The 21,786-nt window shown below is 70.0% G+C and carries 22 protein-coding genes; all 22 read right to left on the bottom strand.

From position 1 onward, the window contains the following. Nucleotides 1–2: 2 nt before the first annotated feature. The 22 genes from M2351_RS36845 to M2351_RS36740 all read right to left on the bottom strand — a co-directional run bounded on the left by M2351_RS36845 (nucleotide 3) and on the right by M2351_RS36740 (nucleotide 21,780). Complete coding sequence (locus M2351_RS36845) at nucleotides 3–233, bottom strand: hypothetical protein (protein ID WP_264660948.1); 231 nt, start codon at nucleotides 231–233, stop codon at nucleotides 3–5. Beyond that, nucleotides 233–4,498, bottom strand: a complete 4,266-nt coding sequence (locus tag M2351_RS36840; RefSeq protein WP_264660947.1) for a hypothetical protein — start codon at nucleotides 4,496–4,498, stop codon at nucleotides 233–235. Before M2351_RS36840 ends, M2351_RS36845 begins: the two co-directional genes overlap by 1 nt. Next, nucleotides 4,499–4,699, bottom strand: coding sequence for a hypothetical protein (locus M2351_RS36835; protein WP_264660946.1), 201 nt, complete (start codon nucleotides 4,697–4,699; stop codon nucleotides 4,499–4,501). After that, a complete protein-coding gene (locus M2351_RS36830) occupies nucleotides 4,696–5,115 on the bottom strand; it encodes a hypothetical protein (protein ID WP_264660945.1) in 420 nt (139 codons plus the stop codon). The genes M2351_RS36835 and M2351_RS36830 overlap by 4 nt, the downstream gene beginning before the upstream one ends. Next, the gene (gene gpJ, locus M2351_RS36825; protein ID WP_264660944.1) at nucleotides 5,112–9,608 is read right to left on the bottom strand and encodes a TipJ family phage tail tip protein; all 4,497 of its coding nucleotides are present in this window, start codon (nucleotides 9,606–9,608) and stop codon (nucleotides 5,112–5,114) included. Before gpJ ends, M2351_RS36830 begins: the two co-directional genes overlap by 4 nt. Further along, entirely contained in the window at nucleotides 9,608–10,321 is a 714-nt protein-coding gene (locus M2351_RS36820) for a C40 family peptidase (protein ID WP_264660943.1), read from the bottom strand. The genes gpJ and M2351_RS36820 overlap by 1 nt, the downstream gene beginning before the upstream one ends. Nucleotide 10,322: 1 nt before the next feature. Beyond that, on the bottom strand, nucleotides 10,323–11,036 hold the full coding sequence (locus M2351_RS36815; RefSeq protein WP_264660942.1) for a phage minor tail protein L: 714 nt from the start codon (nucleotides 11,034–11,036) through the stop codon (nucleotides 10,323–10,325). Nucleotides 11,037–11,046: 10 nt separating this feature from the next. After that, nucleotides 11,047–11,415 carry a phage tail protein gene (locus M2351_RS36810; protein ID WP_264660941.1) on the bottom strand — a complete coding sequence of 123 codons (369 nt, stop codon included), beginning with the start codon at nucleotides 11,413–11,415 and terminating at the stop codon, nucleotides 11,047–11,049. After that, nucleotides 11,412–14,309, bottom strand: a complete 2,898-nt coding sequence (locus M2351_RS36805) for a phage tail length tape measure family protein (RefSeq protein WP_264660940.1) — start codon at nucleotides 14,307–14,309, stop codon at nucleotides 11,412–11,414. Before M2351_RS36805 ends, M2351_RS36810 begins: the two co-directional genes overlap by 4 nt. A 2-nt stretch (nucleotides 14,310–14,311) precedes the next feature. Continuing rightward, complete coding sequence (locus tag M2351_RS36800; RefSeq protein WP_264660939.1) at nucleotides 14,312–14,953, bottom strand: DUF6441 family protein; 642 nt, start codon at nucleotides 14,951–14,953, stop codon at nucleotides 14,312–14,314. A 9-nt stretch (nucleotides 14,954–14,962) separates the two neighbouring features. Next, nucleotides 14,963–15,160, bottom strand: coding sequence for a hypothetical protein (locus M2351_RS36795; protein WP_264660938.1), 198 nt, complete (start codon nucleotides 15,158–15,160; stop codon nucleotides 14,963–14,965). Between the two features lie 47 nt (nucleotides 15,161–15,207). Further along, nucleotides 15,208–15,555 (bottom strand): hypothetical protein, encoded by a 348-nt coding sequence (locus tag M2351_RS36790; RefSeq protein ID WP_264660937.1) that lies wholly within the window; start codon nucleotides 15,553–15,555, stop codon nucleotides 15,208–15,210. A 92-nt stretch (nucleotides 15,556–15,647) separates the two neighbouring features. Then, nucleotides 15,648–16,109: a hypothetical protein gene (locus M2351_RS36785; protein WP_264660936.1), complete on the bottom strand. Its 462-nt coding sequence runs from the start codon at nucleotides 16,107–16,109 to the stop codon at nucleotides 15,648–15,650. Nucleotides 16,110–16,163: 54 nt separating this feature from the next. Next, nucleotides 16,164–16,610 (bottom strand): hypothetical protein, encoded by a 447-nt coding sequence (locus tag M2351_RS36780; RefSeq protein ID WP_264660935.1) that lies wholly within the window; start codon nucleotides 16,608–16,610, stop codon nucleotides 16,164–16,166. Further along, nucleotides 16,607–16,912, bottom strand: coding sequence for a head-tail joining protein (locus tag M2351_RS36775; protein WP_264660934.1), 306 nt, complete (start codon nucleotides 16,910–16,912; stop codon nucleotides 16,607–16,609). Before M2351_RS36775 ends, M2351_RS36780 begins: the two co-directional genes overlap by 4 nt. Before the next feature lie 66 nt (nucleotides 16,913–16,978). After that, nucleotides 16,979–17,155 (bottom strand): hypothetical protein, encoded by a 177-nt coding sequence (locus M2351_RS36770; protein ID WP_264660933.1) that lies wholly within the window; start codon nucleotides 17,153–17,155, stop codon nucleotides 16,979–16,981. 13 nt (nucleotides 17,156–17,168) lie between these two features. Next, nucleotides 17,169–18,191 carry a major capsid protein gene (locus M2351_RS36765; protein WP_264660932.1) on the bottom strand — a complete coding sequence of 341 codons (1,023 nt, stop codon included), beginning with the start codon at nucleotides 18,189–18,191 and terminating at the stop codon, nucleotides 17,169–17,171. 63 nt (nucleotides 18,192–18,254) lie between these two features. Next, nucleotides 18,255–18,617, bottom strand: a complete 363-nt coding sequence (locus M2351_RS36760) for a head decoration protein (RefSeq protein WP_264660931.1) — start codon at nucleotides 18,615–18,617, stop codon at nucleotides 18,255–18,257. A 34-nt stretch (nucleotides 18,618–18,651) separates the two neighbouring features. Next, a complete protein-coding gene (locus M2351_RS36755; protein ID WP_406567487.1) occupies nucleotides 18,652–19,152 on the bottom strand; it encodes a hypothetical protein in 501 nt (166 codons plus the stop codon). A gap of 11 nt (nucleotides 19,153–19,163) precedes the next feature. Beyond that, nucleotides 19,164–20,006, bottom strand: coding sequence for a S49 family peptidase (locus tag M2351_RS36750; protein ID WP_264660930.1), 843 nt, complete (start codon nucleotides 20,004–20,006; stop codon nucleotides 19,164–19,166). Beyond that, the gene (locus M2351_RS36745; RefSeq protein WP_264660929.1) at nucleotides 20,006–21,556 is read right to left on the bottom strand and encodes a phage portal protein; all 1,551 of its coding nucleotides are present in this window, start codon (nucleotides 21,554–21,556) and stop codon (nucleotides 20,006–20,008) included. Before M2351_RS36745 ends, M2351_RS36750 begins: the two co-directional genes overlap by 1 nt. Beyond that, nucleotides 21,556–21,780, bottom strand: coding sequence for a phage head-tail joining protein (locus tag M2351_RS36740; RefSeq protein WP_264660928.1), 225 nt, complete (start codon nucleotides 21,778–21,780; stop codon nucleotides 21,556–21,558). The genes M2351_RS36745 and M2351_RS36740 overlap by 1 nt, the downstream gene beginning before the upstream one ends. Nucleotides 21,781–21,786 lie beyond the last annotated feature (6 nt).

Here is a 21,786-nt window from a genome sequence, read left to right as displayed (position 1 = left end):
CCTCAACCCGCCGAAGAGCACAGAGGCCCCCTCAGACACCACGCCTCGGGGCACGATCCGGCGAGCGCTTCGGCCTGCGTGATGTAGGGTTCATCACCCATCGCGAGCGCCTGGAAGAACTGGCGGTCGGAGATGGTCGACGGCACCGGGGCGATGATGACCGGGAGCGGGGGCAGGGTGATGTCGGTGTCGGCGAGGTCGACCACCGCGCCGTCGAGCAGGATCTTCGTCATTATTTCATCCCCAGGAGCGTGATGCGGCCGGCGTTGACGTTAACGGTGCCGCCGTTCGAGCCGCCGATGCTCAACAGATTGATGTCTGCGGCAACGACAGCCGTGGAGAACATACGCTGCGGGCCGTAGTTGAAGTGATGTCCCGCAACGTCGCCCTTGATCAGAACCGATCCGGACACATTGGAATATTGGGCAATTTCAAACTCGCCGGTGAAGCCGATGTTCGCCGCCGAGTTCCACGACAGTTGCAGGGAGCCGTAATTGCCGTTGCGGTACTCATGCCACGGCGCGGTTGCGCCGCTGCTGGTCGGGCTCATCGACAGAATGCCGTGCGCTTGGCTTCCGGCCGGGACCCAGGTGGAGCCGCCATCGGTGCTCATCGACATCCAAAGGCCAGCTTCAGCAACGGGATTGAGGCCGGTGATCAGGAGCTTGTAACGCTTGTACCCTGCGGCCGAGAGCTTGTTGGGCAGGGTGATAAGCGCAGAGGAGACCGACGACGAGACGGTGGTCTCGCTGATCACCTCCCAATTGCTGACGCGCTTGCCGTTGAGCGTGGGGGCGGTCTTGAACTCGATCGAGGATCCGAACAGCGCAGTCGGCTGCGTGGAGGCCCCGAGGTTCAGCGCGCCGCCGTCGTTGCGGATCGTGGTGGTGTTCACGCCGCCGTCAGCGCTGCGGGTGCTGCCGTTGACGAAAACATTCAGCTTGGGGCCGGTGTCGTTCTCGCCGATGAGCACCTGATTGAAGGTGCCCGACGACATCGCGCCCTTGCGAGCGTTGAACGAGGCTGCGTTGGCCGACAGATCGCTCTCGGCGTCGGTGTTGTACTGCCCCTTGATGTTCCACGAGCCCGAGCGGGCGTCGTAGACGCCGCGCACCACGCCCGCATAGTCGGTGTAGGCTTTGCCCCACCAGCACGTTTCAACGTAGTTATAGGTGGTGTAGCTCGCCCCGTCCCCGGTGCCCTTCTGGAAGCCGTTGGTTCCCCAGGACGAGCCAAGAGTCAGCGTGTCCACAAGCGCGAGTTGGTTGAACGTCACGTTGGTGGCGCTGGTGTTCCCGGTGTGCAGCAGCCGATAGGCGGTCGCGGTGCCGGACAGGTCCTGCCCGGCGGTGGTCGCGCCGCTGTAGTTGACGACGTTGATGTCGCCCCACGAAGGCCAGTTGAACAGGATGCCGCGCGCGCCGATGCTGCCGTGAGTGTACTGAGCGCGCAGGACGTTGTTGCTGTCGAAATACAGGTTGGAGCCGACCACAGCGTCGCCGTTGCTCGCGCCGCCCAGCGTCGCCCACTGGCGGGAATTGATGCTGCCGTTCGGGGCGTCCACACCGCCAGCCGCCCACACCATCAGGTTATCGCGAACCCAGGTGGTTCCGTCGTCGGACAAGGCTTGCAGGGCGAGCCGGCCATTCTCATAGTCGATGCGCGCCCACTTCGCGCCAGCCGCGCCGTCCGTGTCGTTGAAACGGATGTTGGGGTAGGTCGAGGAAATGGCTTGGCTACCCGTCCACAGGCCGCCAAAGGTCGGTACAACGTTGCCGTTGTTGCCCGCGTGCAGGGCGGTGTTGCCGCCCAGCGTGACGCCCGCGAAGGCCGACCAGCCATTCCCGTCGCGCGCCACCAGAGCGTTCGCCGTCGCCGAGCTGGTCGCCCCGTTCAGCGTCTGCTTGTCAGCCGCCGACATCAGGCCATTCGCGCCCACCGTGGCGACCGCCGTGCCGGCCTTGGTGGCGGGGTCGAAGTTGCCGGCGTGCCATGCCCCGTATCCGCCGACCGTCAGCGCCCCGCCGACCGCAACGTTGCCCTTGAACGAGGCGGCGTCCGTCGAACTGATTTCAAACGCCGCCGGCCACACGCCTTCGCGGCGCAGGCCGACCGCCCCGCCGTCGACGACAAGCTGCCACGCCTTGTTGCTGTTATCCGTTTCACTGAGCCAAAGGCTCGGGGCGATCCCTGAGATCGTCATCGGGACCTTGAATGTGGCCCCGGACGGCGCGTTGCCGTTGCGCGTGACCTCCAGCCAATTCGTCGATGCGCTCCATGCGTCGTTGAGCGTCTGAAATTGCAGAATGCCGTTGTCCGCGACCGCGCCCCAGCGCTTCGCGTCGGTGCCGCTGTCGCTGTCGAACCAATAGAAGCCGGGGAACGGCCCGGTCGCCATGATGTTCGTCCCGAGGAAGCCACCCGCCCCGTCGCGCTTGACGACGGAGTTAGCGTTGGGGTTCTCCGAAATGTCCGTCGTCGTCAGCATCCGGCCGAGCGCGGCCATGTCCGCCACGCTGACGGAGGCGCTGCCGGGCGAGGTCTGCCCGTAGGCGAGCGCCGTTGTCCAGGTGCCGTTGCACTGGACCCGGAAGTTGAAGGGCGAGTACGTCTCGCGGTAGGCGTAGACGTCATGCAGGAAACGGTTGCTGCCGACCTGCACCAGCTTGACGTAAGTGAACAGGGGGGCGCCGATGTAGCTGAATCGCCCCTCGGTGTTGGCGATGGTCGTGTTGGTGTTGTCGGCGGTGTAGGCCATGACCCAGGTGATGCCGCCCGAGGCGAGACCGTCGCTGTTGCCGTAGCCGTAGCCGCCCGCGCAGGTGATCAGCAGGCGACGCGCGACGACGCCTTGCGCGTCCCAGCGTCCGAGCTTGACCCAGTCGGCCGTGCCGGCGTTGTTGGCGACCTCCTGCCCCTCCTCCCAGGAGTAGCCGTCGATCTTATCGGCGTCGATGTTCGAGTCCTTGCCCTTGACCCACGCGAAGGTTCCGGCCCCGGTCGCCTTGAGCAGCTTGTCGACGTCGCCCGAGCCCGGCGCCGGGACGTGGATGCCGGTGTTAGCGATGTGCGTGTCGATCTCGGCGTGGCTGCGCGCGCCGGCCCCGCTCAACGCCTGATGGCTGATCTTCGACTCGTCCAAGCCGAGGTAGGCGAGCGCCGCCGTGTCGTCGAGGCGCACGGTGATCGCCGGATCCTCGGAGGCAACGGCGCGGGCCTGCGACGAGAACACGACTTTCCGGGTCGCGTTGTCGTAGGTGACCGACATGCCCGAGCCGGCGACGAGGTGCAGCGTGTCGGCCGCCGCCTGCGCGTTGATGCGGCCGGAGTTGCCGTCGCCGACCACGCCGAACATGTAGCCGCCGGCGATGACCTGCGCGGTCTGCGCGGCGGTGCGCGCCTGCTCGGCCCAGTGATAGGCCGACAGGGCGCCCGAGGCCACCGGCTGGCCGACCGGGTTGGACGCCCACGCCTTCGCCAGAGTGGCGGAGTCCGCCGCCTCGTTGCGGCGCTGCTCGGCGACGACCTGCGCGGCGACCGCGTGGATCTTGGCGTCGACCGAGTCCGCGGCGGCGTTGATCGCCGTCGTCTTGGCGTCGGCGGCCTGTCCGGCGGAGACGGCGGCGTTGGTCTGCGCGGCGGTCGCCTGGTCGCGGGCCTGCGTGGTCACGTCGCGCGCCGCCGTGGTCACGTCGCGGGCGGCGAGCGTCGTGTCGCGGGCGGTCAGGGTGGTGTCGCGGGCCTGCTCGGTGGCCGTCTTCGCCGTCAGGGTCGCGTCGCGCGCGCCGGTCGCCGTGGTGGCGGCGGTGTTCGCCGTCACGGCGCTGTTCCCGGCCGCCGTCTCCGACGCCTTGGCGTTGCCCTCGCTGGTCGCGGCCGCGCCCTTGGCGTCGAGCACGGCGTCGCGCGCGGCCTCGGCCGCCTGCCGGTCCTGGTCGGCCGAGGTGACGTAGGCGGTCAGCGTCGTCGCGGCGGCGGTCGCCTGGTCGGCGGCCTGCTGCGCGGCGGCGATGTCGTCCTCGATCATGTCGACGACCTGCTGCACGTTGTCGAGCAGCCCGTTGTCGATGAGGATGAGCAGGCGCCCGGGCGAGGTGATTAGGCGGGTCACGCCCTTGCTGTCGGTCAGCGGGTACTTGCCGTCGCCGTTGGGCCCGCCGTCGGGCTGGCCGGCGACCCAGTCGTCGTACTGATCCTCGCGGGTCTGCCACTTGCCGACCATTGTCATCAGCTCGGCGACGACCTCGGCGTTGGAGATCGCCGCGCCGCCGAAGATCACCGCGTAGGCGACGCCGACCACGGTTCCCCCGGCCCACGCCCGGTCGAGCGTGATCTGCGCGTCGCCGTCGACGGTCTTGATCTCGTAGAGCGTGTGGAAGTCGGTCGTGAAGACCATGCCGGGGCGCAGCGCGTTCGCCCACAGCGTTGCCCCGATCCCGGCGACGGTGGCCGAGCCGTTGGTCAGGTTCACGGTTCCAGTGCGATACCAACCGGCCATTTACGCGGACTCCTCGGGGTAGGGAAGGCGGTCACGGATCGCCGCGAAGTCGGCGGTCATGCGCTCCAGTTTTTCGGGCTTGTTGCGCAGCAGGGCGTCTTGCATGGCCTCCTGCTGCTTGTGCGCCGGCCACGCCGCCAGGTAGGCGGCCTCGCGCAGCGCGGCGATCTCGTCGCGGGTGCGGGTCTTGACGATCTTCATGCCGGCACCTCGATCTCGAAGGTCGTGTCGAGGTGCGGCCAGGCGCTGACGGCGACGCGGTAGGCGCCGGGCGCGTCGTCGTACTCGAACGCGCCGTCGGTGACCTCGTAGGTCTCGGACGTGCCGAGCGTCACGCTCGTTACCGTCACCGTCGCCGGGATCGGCAGCGCGTCGAGGCCGGCGATGGTCGGGCGCGGGCGCACCATGACCTCGTCGCCGGACAGGTCGACGTAGTCGCGCTCATAGTCGGCGCCCTGCGGCACGATGCCGTAGTCGCCGGGCTGGAGTTGGTGGCGGTAGTCGGACAGGGCGCAGCCGCCGGTGCCGAGGATGCGGCCCTGCGCGTCGTAGCGCGTGAAGACGGCGCCGGTCGACGGCGGCACGAACGGAGGGGGAGGAGCGGGCGTGTCGGTCATTTGCGCAGCTCGATCTCGACGATGAAGTGGAATCCGCTTTGCGCGATGGCGGCATCGCTGACGGAGGTGAATGTGTTGGTGCCGGCGGCCCGGCCGACGACGCGGACACTGGCGTAGTTGAAGAAGCCGTCGGTGCTGCAGGCGAAGACGGCGATCGGCTTGCCGGTGGTCGTCATGGTGCAGGAGGCGTTGTTGCCGCCGGCGCCCCACGCCATGTTGCCGGTCGCGAGGTCGGCGATGGACCGGCCTTGGATGGTCAGGTTCTTGATGTTGGCGTCGTCGATCTCGGCGTAGCCGATGTGGGCCGACTTGATGGCGGCGTTGGCGATCTTCGCGCTGTTGATGCTCGCGTCCTGGATGAACGCGGTCGACATGGAGATGCGCTGCACGCCGTCGACCGTGCCGATCACGAACGGGAAGTCGGCCGACTGCCCCGGCTGCCCGACGATGAAGTTGCCGGCGCGGACGACGAACTCGCTGAGTTTGCCAGCCTCGCCGCGGTCGTAGGCGGCGAGACCGAAGCCGGCGGCATAGCCGTTGACGTCGACCTTCACCGTCCACTGCGCCTGCAGGCCGTCGATCGACGAGGCGGCGGTCTGGATGGCGGCTGTGTTCTGCCCGACCGTGCTGCTCAACGTCTGCACGTCGCTGGCGACCGCCAAGACCGCGGTGGCCCGGGTCGTCTGCTCGGCGGTGATCGCGGCGGTGTTCTGCCCGACCGTAACGGCCATCTGGTCGAAGCGCGTGCTCAACGCCTGATCGGCGCTGCTGCGCGTGGTCGCCTCGCTGGCGATGGCCGCGGTGTTCTGGCCGACGGTGGCCGACAACGCCGTGACGCTGCCCGCCGTGGCGGCGATGTCGTTGGCCTGCGTGGTCAGCGTCCGGTTGACGGTGGCGAGCTTGCCGTTGACGTCGGCGGCGAGGTCGGTGACCGCCTTGGCGTTGGCGCTGATGCCGTCGGCGTGCGCTTCCTGCGTCGTCACGATGCCGGCGATCCGCTCGTCGACGTCGGCGACGATGCCGTCGATCCGGGTCGCCGTCGCCTCGTCGGCGTTCGCCAGGGTGGTGAGCTTTTCGGTCACCTGCGCGAACTGGCCGTCGAACTGCGCGGTCACCGTCGTGACCTGCTCGGCGAGCGCCTGGCGGTCGGTGACCTCCTGCGTGATCTTCGTCGTCACCTCGGCGACGTCGGCCTCGCGCTTGCCGATCTCCGCCTTAACGCGGGCGAAGGTGCTGTCGGCGCGCACCGCGGCGAGCGCCAGCGTCTCGGCGACCTTCTCGACGCTGTCGATCTTCTCGGCGAGCAGCGGGACAAGCTTTGACTCCGCGATGACCCGGTCGACCAGGTCCTCGTGGCTGATCTGCTGCGTCGTCGCGCTGGTGCCGAGGTTGGAGTTGAAGTCGCCGGGGTTGCGGCCGAGGTCGACGGCGCGCACCCAGAACCACTTGGTGACCAGCCCGCCGAGCCCGCCGCGAGGGAAGGTGTTGCCCTTGACCGTGCCGGCCAGCACCGCCGTCGCCAGGTCGTCGCGGTCGTTCTCCCACACCTCGATCTCGGCGAGGTCGGTGTCGCTCGGGTTGACCCAGGTGAGGGTGATCTGCCGGTAACCGCCGATCGCGGCAAGGCCGGTCGGCTGGCCGGGCGGAATCCCCTTGCCGTGCACCCTCACTGCCGCCTCGACCGCCGGGTCGGACTCGCGCCCATCGACGGCGACCGAGCGCAGGCGCAGCGTGTAGAGCCCTTCCTGGAGGCCGTCGAGGTCGAGGCTGTGCAGCGCCGTCTCGTGAACCTGCCACTGGCCGCCCGGCGTCTGCACGGCGAGGCGGTACTTGGCGACGACCGGATCCGGCACCGGCGACCACGCCACGGTCATCCGGGCTTGCGGCAGGCCGTTGATCCAGTAGACGCTCTCCACCGCCGTCAGGTTGGTCGGGGCGGGGATGCCGTTGCCGTTGTTCTGGTAGACCGGCGGCGGGATATCCAGCCCGTCCTCGACGCGGGCGTACTTGCCCGGGTCGTGCGACAGCGCCGTGACCTCATAGACCGCCTTGCTCTTCTCCCGCACCGCCAGAACGCGGAACAGCCGGGGCGCCAGATTGGAGCCGGTCAGCACCCACATCGCCCCGGGCTCGGGCGCGCTCGGGAAGCCGCCGGCGACGGCGATCGTCGCCACGCTGCCGACCCCGGTGACCACGTCGCGCTCGACCACGCTGCCGTCGGCGAGCACGACCGACAGCGCGTAGCTCTGCCCGGCCTCCAGCGTCACCGGCGCGTCGAGCGTGACCGTGCTGGTGGTCGCCGCCGCCACGCGCCCGCCGAAGCGGACGCCGGCATAGTTGGGATCGGCGATGGCGACGAGGTCGCCCGGCATGACGTCGGCGTGGTCCCACGCCGCCTCGTAGGTGACCGTCTCGGTCTCGCGCTGCTCGGTCTCCAGCAGCCAGCGGCCGAGGCGGCGGGCCTGCGAACGCGAGCGGCAGCCGTAGGCGGTGATCTCCGTCTGCCGCCAGCCGTAGCGTTCGATCAGCGTCGGGTTCTCGACGACCTCGATGGCCGCCCGGTCGCCGTCATCGGGGTTGGTGTAGGTGACCAGCACCGACGAGTGCCGGGCCTTGACCGCCGTTCCCGAATAGCTGAAGGCGCCGTTGATGACGTTCGCCGGGGCGACCAGCTTGACCGGGTCGCCGGGCATGTCGGCGCGGGCGTAGATCTGCCCGCTGCTCCAGTAGACCAGGCCGCGGAAGCTCGACGCGATGCCCTGGATGACCTTGTAGGCGTCCTCGCGCGAGGCGATCACGCCGTTGAAGGTGAAGCGCGGTTCCCAGCCGCCCTGGCCGTCCGGCACCAGTTGGTCGCAATACTGCGCGATCTGGTACAGGCTCCACTTGTCGACCTGGCTGGCGTTGATGAACTTCCCAAGCCCGTAGCGCTTGCTGGTCAGCAGGTCATAGAGCACCCACGCCGGGTTGTCGCTCCAGACGACTTTGAACAGGCCATTCCATGCGCCGACATAGGTCCGGGTCGCCGGGTCATAGTTGCTCGGGACCTGGATGCGCAGGCCGCGCACCTCGTAGGCGCGGGCCGGGATGGAGGAGCCGAACAGCTTGGCGTCGACCTCCAGCGCAACATAGGCGCTGTTCGGGTAGCTGAACTTGCCGTCGGTCAGGACGGTGTAGCTCTGCCACCAGGTCGCGTCCTGCAGGGCAGTCGAGGTGCTGTCGCCATTGATGCGGACGACGCGGACGTCCCACGGCGCGCTGTAGGTGCCATCCTTGGGCAGCTCGATGCGGAAGCTGCGCTCGTACGGGCTGGTCGTCTTGCCGGCAATCGAGGTGTGGACGACGCGCCGGTAAACGCCGCCGGTCGGCTTGACCTCGATGGCGATGTCGACCTCGGCGCCGTGCAGGTCGCCGTTGGTGACGTCCTGCCGGGTCAGCGCCGGAATGCGGATGGTGACGCGCACAGCGTCGGCGTTGGGGTTGGTGATCGTGCGGACGACCGGGACGTCGTGCTTGACCTCGGTGCTGACCGCCACCTCGTTCTCGGTGGCGGTGAAGCCCTCGACGTGCGGCTGGTCGGGCAGGCCGGTGCGCAGCGTCCAGGTGACGCCCGGGAAATTGGCGCTGCCGTCGCCGGTGATCAGCGGCGTGCCGTCGAGCGTGATCGAGCGCGCGCCATCCACGAGCCCGTCAATCTCGCCCTCGCCGAGCAGGTCGATGACGCGGGCGACGGTCGTGCTCTGCAGGGTGTTGGGATCTTCCTGCGCGACACGCCCGCCGTCGCCGCCACCGCCACCCTTGCCGCCGCCCGAGCCGGAGACGCCGCCGGACTCGCCCGCGGTGCCGTAATCGACGGTCGCGCCGGTGCTGATCTGGTCGACCGAGAGGCCGGCGGAGACGACCGTCGAGCCGACCCGGCAGCGCCCGTAGATCAGCGGCACGGCGCCGCCCTGCTCCTGCGCGTTGACCGGGCCGTTCATGACGAACGAGGCGCGCTTGTCGACGCTCTCCAGGCTGTCGAGCCCCTTGACCTGCGGCGCCAGCATCATCGAGGCGCCGGACAGCACCATCGACAGGCCGAACAGCGCAATGGAGCCGTAGGACATGCCCATCGCCGCGCCGCCGAAGGCCGGAGCCGCCAGCCCGGCGGCGGTGCCGCCCGAGTAGACGATGGCGACGGCCATGATGACCATGCCGATCACCGCCTTGACGCCGCCCTTGGACTTCTGGCCCGAGCCCGCCGCGACGGGAGCGATGTGCAGGTCGCCGGCGCCGAGGTGAAAAGTCAGTTCATCGGCGCCGAGGTGCAGGCCGGTCTTTTTGTCGCCGCGGATGATCCGATAGGTGCCATCCTTGACCGCCGGCAGGAAGGCGCCGGAGGTCAGGACGTGCAGCGCCCGGAACGCCTCCGCCGGGCTGGCGACGTCCAACTCGTAGACCGCGCCGAAGCGGCGGCGCAGCGCGCCGTGCAGGTGAACTTTGCGGAGGGCCATCAGGCGAGATCCTTGTGGCGCAGGACGTGGGTCACGGTGCGCAGCCACGGGCCGAGCGGCTCGCGCCGGCTCAAGCGGTTCTGCAGGTGGTGCAGTACCAGGGCGCCGCCCTTGACGACGACGCCGGCGTGGTTGGGGACCGGGCTGCGGATCTGCATCAGCAGGACGTCGGAGTCGCGCATCGTGGCGCGCGGCACCGCGGCGAAGCCGGCGGCGGCGAAGTTCTCGACATAAAGGTTCTCGCCGTTCGTCCACCAGGCGTCGTCACGCGGGAACTCCGGCAGGGTGATTCCGTGCGTCTTGGCGAAGTAGTCGCGGATCAAAGCGTAGCAGTCGGTCACCGCGTGGCAGAACGGGCGGCCGATGAGGTCGGGCGTCGGCGTGTCGGCGCCCCACACGACCGGGTCCGACACGCTCTCGCCGTCGGTCATCACCAGCAGCCACGGCACGTCGGTCGCCATCTGCCCGGCCATGTCGGCGCGGGTCGGCGCCGAGTTGCTGTTGGTGTGGGAATGCACGATTGCCTGCACACGGTCGCGGTGCGCGTCATAGACGTCGTCGGCGATGCGGAAGTCGACGCGCGGATCCTTGCCGTTGTTGCGGCACGGGACGTAAGCGCCGGCGACGATGAGGCCGCAGCACTCTTTCGGGAACTCGGCGAGGGCGTGCGCGGCGATGGCCTCGCGCAGCGCGGGCGTCAGGGTCAGGGGCATGTCAGCTTGTCCTCACGCGGGCGACGCCGGGGAAGGCCCAGGTCGGGAGCACGCTGTTCGCCCCGAAGCGGGCCTCGCAGCCGGTGACGAATTTCGAGCAGACGTCGGACCCGGCGGCGGTCGGCTGGTCGTGGATGTCGAAGGCGGCGTTTCCGGCGTACGGGCAGGTCGCCTCGCTGTAGTCCCACCCGGCCCCGGTCCACCGCCGATAGGTCGCCGTGCAGGCGCCCTGCAGCACCTGGCGCCCCGGCAACGGGCGGCCCTCCTGGTCGATGACCGCGGCCAATTCCCACTCAATGTGCGTCTTGTCGAGCACCGCCTTGCGCTCGATGCGGTAGACGTCGAGCGGGAAATGCGCGGTCGGGTCGGCGTCGGGCTCGCCGTCGAGGAAGCGCCGGAAGGTGCGGATGCGCGTGATCTGCGCGCCGAGCAGGTCGTCGTAGGTGCCGACCAGCGCGGAGAACGCGCGGTTGACGTTGCTGATGCGCAGCTTCGGCGTGGGCAGAACGCCGGTGCCGCTCCACTCCCAGCCCTCGGCCTCGATGTCGATCGGCGTGTAGGTGACGCCGCCGTAGACCAGCGGGGTCGCCTCATAGGCCGACTGCGTGAAGGCGTAGACGCCGCCGCCGAGCCGGGTGGCGTCGAGTTGGAACAGGACGACGTAGGGGCTCGGCGCGGGGCGTTGGGCCTCGCGGGCGATCGGGGCGTTGCTCATCGGGGAGACCTCAGAGGTCGAAGACTTGAGTCAGCTTGGCCGACAGGGAGAAGCGCCGCTCGCCGAGGGCCTCGGCGCCGACGATCGGGGCGCGGCTCCAGGACTCGGCGATGAACTTGCGCGGCGTCGCGGCGTCCAGCGGCGTCCACCAGAACGCCTCGACTCCGCCGCGGTCGTCGAGAAACGCCTCGATGGTGTCGGCGTCGGCGGTGGTCAGCGCGTCCCATTTCAGGTCCCACGCGGCCGGACGGCTGTTGAGGCCGTCGGCGGCGCGCTGCCGGTAGCCGTCGCCGAACTCGGCCTTGAGCACGCGCGGCTGCACGGTCTTTTGGCTGTTGACGCTCGGGCTGACCGGCGGGGCGAAGGTGGGGGTGGTCATCGGGAGCCTCCGTTGAGCAGGCCCATCGGCCGCATCTGCTGGCGCAGCACGGTCACGATGCGGGCGTCGAGCTGATCACCGACCGCCCGGCCGATCTGGTCGGCGAGGTCGGCGTTCTGCTCCTGCGTGCCGCCGCTGGCGTTGACGGTGATCGGCATGTTAATGGACACCGGGCCGTTGGTGTTGGCCGCGCCGAGGTTGAAACGGTGGCGTGGGTCGTCGGCGGTGAGCACCTCCTCGCCGCGCTGCAGGATGGCCGGGACCTCGTCGCCGGCGATGCCGCCGGTGTGGTAGCGCGGGGCGCCGCTGAAGACGGACGGATCGACGCTGCGCTGGAAGGTCCAGCCCGCCCCGACGACGCCGCCGTCGTGCAGGCCGCCGACGATGCGCCCAGCACCGCCGACCACGGTCGAGCTTGTCGTGTAGGCGCCGAACGACGAGCCGCCGGCAAACAGCCCCGTGAGGCCGCCGAGCACGGCGTTCTTCATGGGGTTGATGACGGCCAGCTTGAGCAGGTCCGACGCGATCGAGGCGAGCACGCCGGAGACGACGCTGCGGAAATTCACCGCGGCGCCGCCGCCCTGCACGAACGCCTGCGTGATCGCGTCGCCGACGCGGTCGAAGGCGTTGTCGAACACTTGGCTGATCTGGTTGAGGCGGTCCATTTCGACGCCCGCCTTGGCGATGGCCTCGGCGTTGGCAAGTGCCCGCTGCGCCTCCGTGCTCGACAGGTCGGCGCCTTCACGGCGCAGTTGAAGCTCCATTTGCAGCCGAGCAAGGCCGACGGCGCGCTGCTCGGCGGTGGCGAACAGCAACTCCCGCTCTTTGCCGAGCGTGGCGAGCTGCTCGCCCTGCCCCTGCAGGATGCCGCCGAGACGGGCTTTGCGCTGCGCGGCATCGTCAGCGACGACCGCCGCCGTCTTGGCCTCGATGATCCGGCGCAGCGCGTCGGCGGTGGCACCCTGCGCGTTCTCCAGGGCGATCGTCTCGCCGATGGTCGCCTGCCGCACCTTCTCGGCGAGTTCCGCCTTCTGCTGCGCCTCGACGCCGAGCAGGGAGGCGTCGGCGAGGCGCTGCCGGGCGGCGGCGCTGACCTGCGTCGTCGCGACTTCCTGCGCCCCGCTGGCGGCCTGCGCCGCGGCGCGCTCGGCGAGGATCTGGCGGTAGCGCGTCTCGACGTCGATGCCGGAGGTCAGGCTGTCGATGCGCGCCTGCTGCATCGCCTTGGCGCGCTCGCCGGCGGCGGAGGATTGCAGGTAGGCATCGGCGGCCTTGAGCGCCTCCTGCGTGTTGATGGTCAGTTGTGCGGTCTGCTCGGCGATGCTGCCGGACAGTTCCAGCCGGGCCTTGCGCTCGGCCTGGAGGCGCAGCGCCGTCGCCGAGGCGTCCGTGCCGCCCCGCTCCATCTCGGCGTCGAACGCCGCCTGCCCGGCGAGGAAGATCGTGCGCGCCGCCCCGACCTTGACCATCGCGGTCGCGAAGTTGTCGTTGGCCTTCGCGGCGTCGGAGACCCGGAACGCCTGGTCAAGCGTCATGCCGGTTTGCGTGGTCGGCTTGCGGCCGGGGATCGGGGCGCCGGGGGCGGCGCCGCTCGCATCCGGGTAGACGGCGCCGGTGAGCGCGCCCTCGCCCGGGCGGCGCGGGTTGTTGTTGAGGCGCGGTGTGTAGGCGACCGTTCCGCCGAACTCTTGGGCGATCAGTTGGCCCATTTCCAGGCCGGGGATGACGTTGCGGATCAGGCGGTCGCGCATCGGGCCGCCGCCGGTCTCGAAAAACGTGCCCAACTCGTCCATCAGGCCCGACGTCTTGACGACGACGGAGATGGTCAGCGGCGAGTTGGCGGCCTTGGTCACCAGCCGGTCGTAAGCGTTGCTGAAATCCTCCATCGCCTTCTGTGCCGGCGACAGCGACTCCTTGTGCAGCCCGCCGAAGCGGTCTTTCAGTGCGTCGACGACGATCTGGAGGGCCTTGGCCTTGTCGCCGTGCTCCAGCGCGGCGCGCGCCGCCTCATATTGCGCGACCGACAGCGCCTTCGTTTCGGTCGCCAACTGGCGCAGGCCGGGGATGCCGCCGGTCAGCCCGGCGGTGAGCTTGCCGAAGGCATCCGTCGTCGAAATGCCGAGTCCGGCGCCCATGTCGGTCGCCAGCGTGCCGAGGTCCGCCGCCGTGCCCGCGCCCTTGAGTTGCCCATTGCGCAGGTACGTCGTTGCCATCGCCACGGCGTCGGCGCGCGAGGTGCCGAGGCGCGTCATCTGCGTAACGGCGCCCTGCATGGCCGTGGCGGTGGTGCGCGCCTCGTTGCCCGTCGCCTTGAGCACGACGTTGAAGCCGCGCACCTCGTCCTGCAGCGCCATCGCCTTGGCGACGACCACGCCGAAGCCGACGCCGAGCGCGGCGACGGACAGCCCCGCTGCGACGGTGGGCGTCGCCAGCAGGGACAGCGCCCGGCCGACGCCGCCGACGGCGCCGGTGGCCTGCGGCCCCTGCTGCATCAGGATCAGGAACGGGTTCTGCCCGCCGGCGAGCTGCACGGCGGCGTCCTGGATCTGATAGGTGAGGTTGGTCATCTCGTGCGCGGCGAGCTTCGTGCTCTTGGCCGCCGCGCCGTGCCGCTGCGCCGAGGCGGCGAGCAACTCGTTGTGGCGGGCCTGCGAGATGATGCCGGCCTGCAGCGCCTTGCCGAGCGTGTCGCTGTCCTTGGCGAGTCCCTGCGCGGCGCGCGCCGCCGGGTCGAGCCGCGACTCCAGCGCCTGCAACTGGCGCTGCAGGCCGTCGGTGCGCAGCCCGCCGACGTGCGTGACCTCGGCACCGAGATCCTTCAGCTTCTGCTTGACGGCGTCGAGGTTGTCGGCCTCGACCTTGAGCCGGACGCTGACTTCTTTTCCTGCGGCCATCGCTACCGTCCGATCATGTTGGAGAGGTTGGTTGCGAGCCGCGCTTCCGCCTTCTTCGCGGCGGCGCCGATGTCGAGCAGCTTGCGGCCACGGGCCTTGCTGACCAGGAGGAACAGCGGCACCGCCGGCGCCCCAGGCTTGCCGTCGGCGACGAGCAGCGCCCGCTTGTTGCCGTCGAGCGGAACGAAGCGCAGCCGCCCGAAACGGCCTTCCGCGGCGGCGACGTTTGACCACTTCGCCATCTGGCCGCCGCGCCCGGTCTTGCCCTGGCGACCGGGGATGCGGCGCTCCCGGCTCTTGTCGAGCCCGGCGGCCTTGGCCGCGTCGAGCGGGATGGCAAGCCACTTGCCGCCGCGCGCGGTGACCGTATCGCCGCCATCGAACGCGTCGTGCAGGCGCTCCGCTTTCGACCACACCAGGCCGGCGGGGCGCAGCGACTTGCGCCCGGCGCGCGGGTAGACGTCGAGCCGCCATGCCTTTTCCAGCCCGACGCCGAGGCCGGCGGCGCGCACCTGCGCGCGCAACTCCGCCTGCAGATCCTCGGCCGCGGCGCGCGTGGCGGCGCGGGCGGCGTCGGCAACCTCGTTGAGCTGCTCGTTGAGCAGCGCTTTGAGGTCGCCGGTGATGTGGCCGACGATCAGCATGGCCCGGCCTCACTCGCCCTTTTTGCGCCCGCGCAGGAACGCCGCCAGCCCCTGCGCGACCTTGCCCTTGTCGGGCGGCGGCGGGGCCGGTTTGTCGTCAGCCGACCCGAACGGGTTGGTGCGCTTGACGAAGTCGAGCTTGCCGTCGAGCGCCAACTCGATCAGGGGGATCGGGGTGTCGAGCGCGAGGTCCGGCGGCCACCCCAACCACCCGGTCGCGTACTTGAACAGTTCGTCCAGGTAGGCGTCGAAGGTCAGCTTTGGCCGTTTCCCTCCGCGCCCTCGTCGGCCGGCGCGGACTCGCCCCGCGGCTTGCCGCCGTTGCACAGGAGGGTGATGAACTCGATGGCGTCGCCGGCGACGTCCTGCAGGCCGGCGGCGAACACCTGCGCCTCGGTGCGCTTGGCCGCGTCGCCCGCCCGGTTGGCGCCGGCGTTGATCACCGCGACGATGGCGGTCATGTCGAGGCCGATGCAGCGCTGCTGCGCCTGGAGCAGCCCGCCGAACGCGTCGGACAGGCGCATGGCGGCGCGCGGCGTGCACAGCATCTCGACGGTCTCGTCGCCGAGGGTGATGGTCTTGCGGCCTTGGGAAATCTGCATGGTCGGGATCCTTGTCGGGGTGTCGGGAGTCGGGAAGGGTGAGGCCGGCAGCGCCCGACACGCCGCCGGCCCCGCTCTCGCGAGAGAGCCGGTTAGGAGGCCGAAGCCGCCGTTTCGGTGATGTCCGAGGTGATGTCGAGGTTCACGGTCGACTTCACGACGCCATCCACACCGCCGATGTTGGTGGTGTAGGACAGCGCGAGCGCCTTGACGATGAAGGTGGTCGGCTTGGCGCCGACGCCGTCGGGGGCGTCGTCCAGCGTGATCTTGATGTTGAAGGCGTCGTTGTCGTCGACGGCAAGCTGGAGCGCCGTCTGCCCGGCATCGTCCGGCACGCGGCCGAGCGTCAGCGACAGCGAGCCCTCGTCATACGAGCCCTTGAGCTTCTGCGTGCGCTTCGACCCCACCGGGTTGAACTTGACGCTCTGGTAGGTCTTGCCGAACTCGCCGAAGGACTCGATCTCGGCGACCTCGGTGTAGGTGTCCGAGGCCCCGTTGCTCGCCGTGGTGCCGATAAACAGCTTGGCACCGGCGGACTGTACAACACCGCTCATGGTTGCTCTCCTAGTGGATGGTGCGCGGCGGAGCGCCGCCGGTGTCCGCCGCGGTCAGGCGACGGTATCGGGGGACCCGTGCGGGGTCCGGTAGGTGATGCGGTACTGCAGGCGCGCGGCGGCGAGGTCGGGCAACCCCTGCCCCTGGTCGCCGGCGCCGGTCAGTTCAATGTCGGTGCGGGTCAATTCGCTGTCGTTGGCGAGGCCGCCGAGGCGCGGCGCGGCGTCCATCGCGGTCTCGACCTGCGCGCACAGCGCGTCGAGGTCGGCCGAGGCATCGTCAGAGCCGGCGGCGGTGAACACGTCCACGGCGAGGGTCAGACGGCGCTCTTTCGTGCGGCCGGTGCTGATCCGCTCGGCGTCCTCCTCCAGCGCATAGACGGCGATGGCCGGGAGCTTGGCGCTGGTCAGCGAGCGCACGCGGTTGACGGCGACGGTGGCAACGAGACCGGCCAGCCGGGCGGCGACGGCCTCGCGGATCTGCTGGCGGGCATGGGTCATTGCAGCTCCAGCCGCCACAAGCGGCGATCGGCGTCGGGCTGCGTCGCCCGGGTGATGCGGTAGGTCTGCCCGGCAACGGCGAGCGTGCCGGACTCCTCGGGCGCGGCGACTTCGGCGGCGCGCACCTCGGCGATCCGCGCCGGCAGCGTCACACCGCCGCCAAACGCCGAAAACTCGGCGTCGGGCTGGCGGAAGGTGACCCAGCAGGGCACCGGGGCTCCGCCATCGGGTGGCGTGTAGACGGCCTCTGTGCCGAGCCTCAGGAACGTACTGTCGAGCAGGCGCTGAAAAGGATTGGCCATGGTCGGGCTCCCGGCGGCGAAGGGCAGACCGAAGCCTGCCCCTCTCCATGTCGCTGGCGGTGCGGCTTACTTGCCGTCTTCCTTGGGCTCGGGACCGGCCTTCTTGGCCGGCTCGACCAGGATCTTCTCAGCATGGCAGGCTGCGATCAGCGCCTTGCCGGCCTCGTCTTTCACGTCGAGTTCCGTTCCGGGGGTGTGGAGCTTCCTGTCGTGCTTCACGGAGACGACGGTGCGGATCTTCATGGCGGGCCTCCCCTTAGAGCACGGTGGCGGCGAAGGAGCCGTTCGGGCGGCGCGGATAGACCAGCGGCGCCGACTGGCTCAGAATGAAGCGGGCGCTCGGGTCCTCCTGGGTCCAGCTCTTCACGAAGATCGGCATCGCCTGCAGGCCGGCCGCCTCGTCGCGGATGGCGCCGAAGGCCTGCACGCCCTCGACGTTCGGACCGAAGCCGAGCACGGTGCCGCTGGGCAGCAGCGGCGTGACGGTGCCCGTGGTCGGGTCCTCGTAGTATTCGCTGTAGACCCAGATATCGAAGGACCCGATGGTGCCCTTGAACTGGGCACCGCCGACGTAGGTGGAGGGGCCGAGCTCGACCGGGGTGCCGGCGGCGCGGCGGACGTCGAGGAGCTTCTGCACCTGGGCGTTCTGGCGGAATGCCGCCCAGGCGTCGGGATCCATGACGATGGTGGTGATGACCGCGCCCTCGGTTTTGTGCACCAGCTCGGCCCAGGCTTCCAGGTCGTCCAGCGGCGTGCTGGCCGCGTCGCCCCACTTGTCCGTGCCGGTCAGCGCGATGGTGAGCGCGGTGCTGCGGCCGAAGCTGACGACCTGCGTCTCAAAGCCCTCGCCGGTGACGGTCACCTGGCTGAGGCGCAGCGCCTCGGCGGCCATCAGCTCCAGGCGACGGGTGATCTGGTCGGCGTGGTCCTCGATGATGGCGCGCACGGTGGCCATCAGGCGCTCCTGCGGATTCATCGTGCCGCCGATCTGCTCGCCGGCCTGACGCTTGAAGGCGCGGTTGGGATCGACCACCGACTTCGGCTTGATGTAGGCCGGCTTGTACAGCTTGGTCGTGAAGCCGTCCTGGGTCAGCACCTTGCCCGCCACCAGCGGCGAGACGAAGGGCGCGACGCGGCGGTTGCCGATCAGAATGTCCACGGCGATCTGCTCGGCCGTCTCGGTCTGGATGGTGCCGAAGACGGTATTGAGGAGGAAGGTCTTCGGACGCTTCAGGCTCTGCACCACGCCGTTGAGGACGGCGGTATCGTAGATGTTCATGTCTGCTCGTTCCCTGTGACGTGGCGCCGAGGCGCACGGGGAGGTGGGGGCGCCGACCGGCGGTCAGCGGATGTGGATGTTCAGGTCGCGCAGGCCGTCGCGGATGGAGGCCAGCGTGTGACCGGCGCCGAGCGTCAGCGCCGAGCCGAGGAACTCACCGCTTTCGTAAATGCCGACCGTCTTGTCGCCGCCGCTGGCGTCGCAGTCGTCGACCAGGACGGCGACCGGCGTCTGGCTGCCGTCGTTCGCGGCCGACGTGCTGAGGACGTACTTGCCCGAGGCGGTGATCTTGCCGAGCACAGCGCCGCGGACGAGGTTCTGGCCGGTCGCCAGGGTCACGCTGCGGGTGATGCGGGGGAAGTCGCCGGCCACCAGCAGGTCCGGCGAATAGGCGTCGGACGTGACGCCCGGCTTGAAAATGCCCATGGGGATGCTTCTCCAGAAAAGGCGAAAGCCGGCGTTAGGCGCCGGCTTTCAGGATTTGCGCGACGAGCGCCTTGGGGTCGTCACCGCCCTCGCCCGGCTTGTCGGCACCGACGTTGGGGTTGCCGATGGCCCCCATGGCGGTGGCGAAGGGGTTGCCGGCGGGAGCCGGGGCCGGAGACGAGGCGGCCGGAGCCGTCTTCAGCACGGCGATCGCCTGCTCGGCGGAGAGGTCGGTGGTGAAGGCGAGCGTGGCGGCCATGGCCACGCGGCCGCCGGCGGCGGGGTCGGCGAAGATGGCCGAGCAGCGGGCGCGCTCCTCCTGCCGGGCTCGGGCGGTGGCATCCTCGCTGCTCGCCTGCGGCGCGGCGGGGGCCGGGGCAGCGGACGGGGGCGGCGCCTCCGACGGCTGGGCGGCCGGAGCAGTGGCGGCCGGCTGGTCAGAGGCGGGCGCTTGCGGTGCCGCGGCCGGAGCGGCGGGCGGCGTGACCGTGGACGGCTTGGCGCTGCCCATGAGGTGGGCGAACATGTTCTTCACGGTGGGCTCCGTCAGGTGGTGAGGGTGTCGAGAAGCGCTTGGAAGGCCCGGTCGGGCGCCAGCACGGCGTCGGCGAAGCCCGACGCCACCGCCTCGGCGGTCCCGCTCGGGCCTTCCCAAGTGCGGGCCTGCGAGGCGAGGACGGCGTCGAGGTCGAGCGATACGCCCGCCGCGGCGCGGTTTTGCGCCACGGAGGCGGCGAACAGCTTTCGGATGTCCTCGCATTCCGCCAGCCAGCGGTCGCGCACCTCGCCGGGCAGCGGCTCATAGGCGTTGCCGTCGGCCTTGCGGTCGCCGGCCGCGATAATCGTTGCCTTGATGCCGGCCTCCTGCAGCGCCGCGCTGAGGTCCCAATGCACCATGATGACGCCGATCGAGCCGACACCGCCGGTGCGCGGCACGCTGATGCTGTCGGCGGCACTGGCCAGCCAGTAGGCGGCCGAGTAGGCGAACTCCGCCAGAATGGCGACCACCGGCTTGCCCGCCGCCGCCTTGGCCTCGACGATCCAATCGGCGAGGTCGGCGACGCCGCTGACCAGGCCGCCGCCGCTGTTGACCAGCAGCACGATGGCGCGAACGGCCGGGTCCTCGAAGGCCATGGCGAGCTGCAGGCGCAGGCCGTTGCAGCCGGTGACGTAAGGCGAGCCGATGTACCAGTAGGTCGGCACGATCACCCCGGCGATGCTGATCACCGCCACGCCGTTGACGACGTCGTACGGCCGGGTGCCGGCGCCGAGGTCGCCGATGTAGACGGCGCCCTTCGGCGGCGTGGCGCTCGCGCCCACCACGGCGGCGGCGCGCGGCACCCACGCCGGCGCCAGCAGGGCCGGGCCGGGCTCAGGCATCAGCAGCATCAGTTGTCTCCGGTCTGGTCGGCGGTCTGCCCGGCCGCGGCGGTAGGGGCGGTCTGTTCCCAGGGCACGGGCAGGCCGAGGTGGCGCAGGAGCGCGGCCTCGCTAGCCCGCTGCTCGGCGACCTCGCGCCAGTCCTTGCCCTGCTCGGCGCACTCGTCCTCCAGAGTCGAGACGCCGATCTCCATGCGCAGCTTGGCGGCCTGGGCCTCCTTGACCGGGTCGACCCAGCCCTTGCCGGCGCCGATCCAGCGGCAGCGCGTGTAGGCGTAGCGGTTCCGGTAGAAGTCCAGCGCCTCGACCTCGCCGAGGTTCACCGTCTCCTCCAGCCAGAGCTCGAAGACCGGCGAGGCCCAGTAGGTGGCCAGCCATTGCCGGCGGCCGTTGAAGAAGCGCCACGCCTCCAGCAGAGCGGCGCGGGCGCTGCTGTAGTTGGTCTGGGTGAAATCCTTCATCAGGATTTCGTAGGGGATGTTCAGGCCGGCGCTGATGTGGCGCAGGACCGACTTGGTGAAAGCATCGAAGGCGGCCGCCGGGCGCGCGGGCGTGAAAGCCTGCACCTCGTCGCCGGGGAACAGCGGCAGCACCGCCCCGCCCTTCAGGTGCACCGCGTGCTCGGCGCGGGCCGCCAAATAGTCGTCGGCGCCGCCGAACAGATCCACCAGCGCGTCGCCCGGCATGGTGCTCTTGACGAAGGCCGCGATCATGGCGTTGACCACCGCGGCCTGCAGCTCGGCCCGGCCGTAGTGGTCGAGCGTCTTGAACTGCGACAGCACCGAGCTCAGCAGCGGCTTGCCGCGGCTCTGCCCGGTCCGCTCGCGGTCGTGCACGTGGATGACCTGGCGGCGGCCCCAATGGGTAAAGGCCGGGACCTTGGTCCACTGGTACAGGCCGGGATCCCAGGTCAGCAGGTCACCCGGATGGCTGTTGCGGATCCAATAGGCCTGCGGGGCGCCGTAGCGGTCGATCTCGATGCCGCCGCGCAGTGTGGCGCTGTCCTGCTCGCCGAGCGGGTTGGACAGCCGGTCGGCCTCGACGAGTTGGATGCAGGTGGCATAGGTGCGGTCGCGGCTGGGCAGCCAGAGCGGCAGCCCCAGCCCTTCGCCGTTGAGCAGGCCGGCGCGCGCCACCTGGACGGTCAGGCCGGCGAAATTCAGCGAACGGGCGGCGTCGCAGTCGGTCGTCTCCGCCCAGGCCCGCCACTTCGCCTCCACGGTGGCGCTCCAGGCGTCCGCCCAGGCCTTGTCCCTGCCGAGCGCCCGGTAATCGGGCGTCGAGTTCAGGCGCAGGCCGCAGCCCACCACGTTGTCCAGGATCGCCTGGATGCCGCTCGACGCGATCCCGTTGTTGCGGGCCAGGTCGCGGGAGCGGGCCACCAGCGTGGACAGCTCGGGCAGCAGCTCGGCGTCGGCCGAGGTCGGCAGCACCTGCCAGGAGGCGAGCTCGCGCGAGGTCATCGACGCGCCGTCGTACGACGTGTCGGCCGCGGCGAACCGCCTGGGCGCCGGCATCGGGTTGCCGTGCCGGTCGAGGATCTGAACGGCTTGGCGCATCAGAAGCTCATGTACAGCGGGCGGCGGGGCTTGCCGGACAGGCGGTCGATCTCGGCGCGGAGCGTCGCGATGTACCGCTCCAGCTTCGGCGCATCGAGCGAGACGGCATACTCGACGGTCTTGCCGTCATAGCTGACCTTGACCTCGGTCTCGCCGATGTTCAGGCGATGCAGAGCGGTCTCGGCCTCGGCAAGCCGGGCCTGAAGGGTCGCAAGATCGGCCATGGGGTC

Source organism: Azospirillum canadense, from assembly GCF_025961225.1.
Classification (GTDB): Bacteria; Pseudomonadota; Alphaproteobacteria; order Azospirillales; family Azospirillaceae; genus Azospirillum; species Azospirillum canadense.
The sequence above is the reverse complement of the archived record's forward strand: the minus strand, read 5'-3'. Positions and strand labels throughout refer to the sequence as shown.

Excerpts from the sequence above, each read along its gene's own strand:
- M2351_RS36845 (WP_264660948.1), bottom strand. The coding sequence starts at position 233 with ATGACGAAGATCCTGCTCGACGGCGCGGTGGTCGACCTCGCCGACACC.
- M2351_RS36840 (WP_264660947.1), bottom strand. The coding sequence starts at position 4,498 with ATGGCCGGTTGGTATCGCACTGGAACCGTGAACCTGACCAACGGCTCG.
- M2351_RS36835 (WP_264660946.1), bottom strand. The coding sequence starts at position 4,699 with ATGAAGATCGTCAAGACCCGCACCCGCGACGAGATCGCCGCGCTGCGC.
- M2351_RS36830 (WP_264660945.1), bottom strand. The coding sequence starts at position 5,115 with ATGACCGACACGCCCGCTCCTCCCCCTCCGTTCGTGCCGCCGTCGACC.
- gpJ (WP_264660944.1), bottom strand. The coding sequence starts at position 9,608 with ATGGCCCTCCGCAAAGTTCACCTGCACGGCGCGCTGCGCCGCCGCTTC.
- M2351_RS36820 (WP_264660943.1), bottom strand. The coding sequence starts at position 10,321 with ATGCCCCTGACCCTGACGCCCGCGCTGCGCGAGGCCATCGCCGCGCAC.
- M2351_RS36815 (WP_264660942.1), bottom strand. The coding sequence starts at position 11,036 with ATGAGCAACGCCCCGATCGCCCGCGAGGCCCAACGCCCCGCGCCGAGC.
- M2351_RS36810 (WP_264660941.1), bottom strand. The coding sequence starts at position 11,415 with ATGACCACCCCCACCTTCGCCCCGCCGGTCAGCCCGAGCGTCAACAGC.
- M2351_RS36805 (WP_264660940.1), bottom strand. The coding sequence starts at position 14,309 with ATGGCCGCAGGAAAAGAAGTCAGCGTCCGGCTCAAGGTCGAGGCCGAC.
- M2351_RS36800 (WP_264660939.1), bottom strand. The coding sequence starts at position 14,953 with ATGCTGATCGTCGGCCACATCACCGGCGACCTCAAAGCGCTGCTCAAC.
- M2351_RS36790 (WP_264660937.1), bottom strand. The coding sequence starts at position 15,555 with ATGCAGATTTCCCAAGGCCGCAAGACCATCACCCTCGGCGACGAGACC.
- M2351_RS36785 (WP_264660936.1), bottom strand. The coding sequence starts at position 16,109 with ATGAGCGGTGTTGTACAGTCCGCCGGTGCCAAGCTGTTTATCGGCACC.
- M2351_RS36780 (WP_264660935.1), bottom strand. The coding sequence starts at position 16,610 with ATGACCCATGCCCGCCAGCAGATCCGCGAGGCCGTCGCCGCCCGGCTG.
- M2351_RS36775 (WP_264660934.1), bottom strand. The coding sequence starts at position 16,912 with ATGGCCAATCCTTTTCAGCGCCTGCTCGACAGTACGTTCCTGAGGCTC.
- M2351_RS36770 (WP_264660933.1), bottom strand. The coding sequence starts at position 17,155 with ATGAAGATCCGCACCGTCGTCTCCGTGAAGCACGACAGGAAGCTCCAC.
- M2351_RS36765 (WP_264660932.1), bottom strand. The coding sequence starts at position 18,191 with ATGAACATCTACGATACCGCCGTCCTCAACGGCGTGGTGCAGAGCCTG.
- M2351_RS36760 (WP_264660931.1), bottom strand. The coding sequence starts at position 18,617 with ATGGGCATTTTCAAGCCGGGCGTCACGTCCGACGCCTATTCGCCGGAC.
- M2351_RS36750 (WP_264660930.1), bottom strand. The coding sequence starts at position 20,006 with ATGCTGCTGATGCCTGAGCCCGGCCCGGCCCTGCTGGCGCCGGCGTGG.
- M2351_RS36745 (WP_264660929.1), bottom strand. The coding sequence starts at position 21,556 with ATGCGCCAAGCCGTTCAGATCCTCGACCGGCACGGCAACCCGATGCCG.
- M2351_RS36740 (WP_264660928.1), bottom strand. The coding sequence starts at position 21,780 with ATGGCCGATCTTGCGACCCTTCAGGCCCGGCTTGCCGAGGCCGAGACC.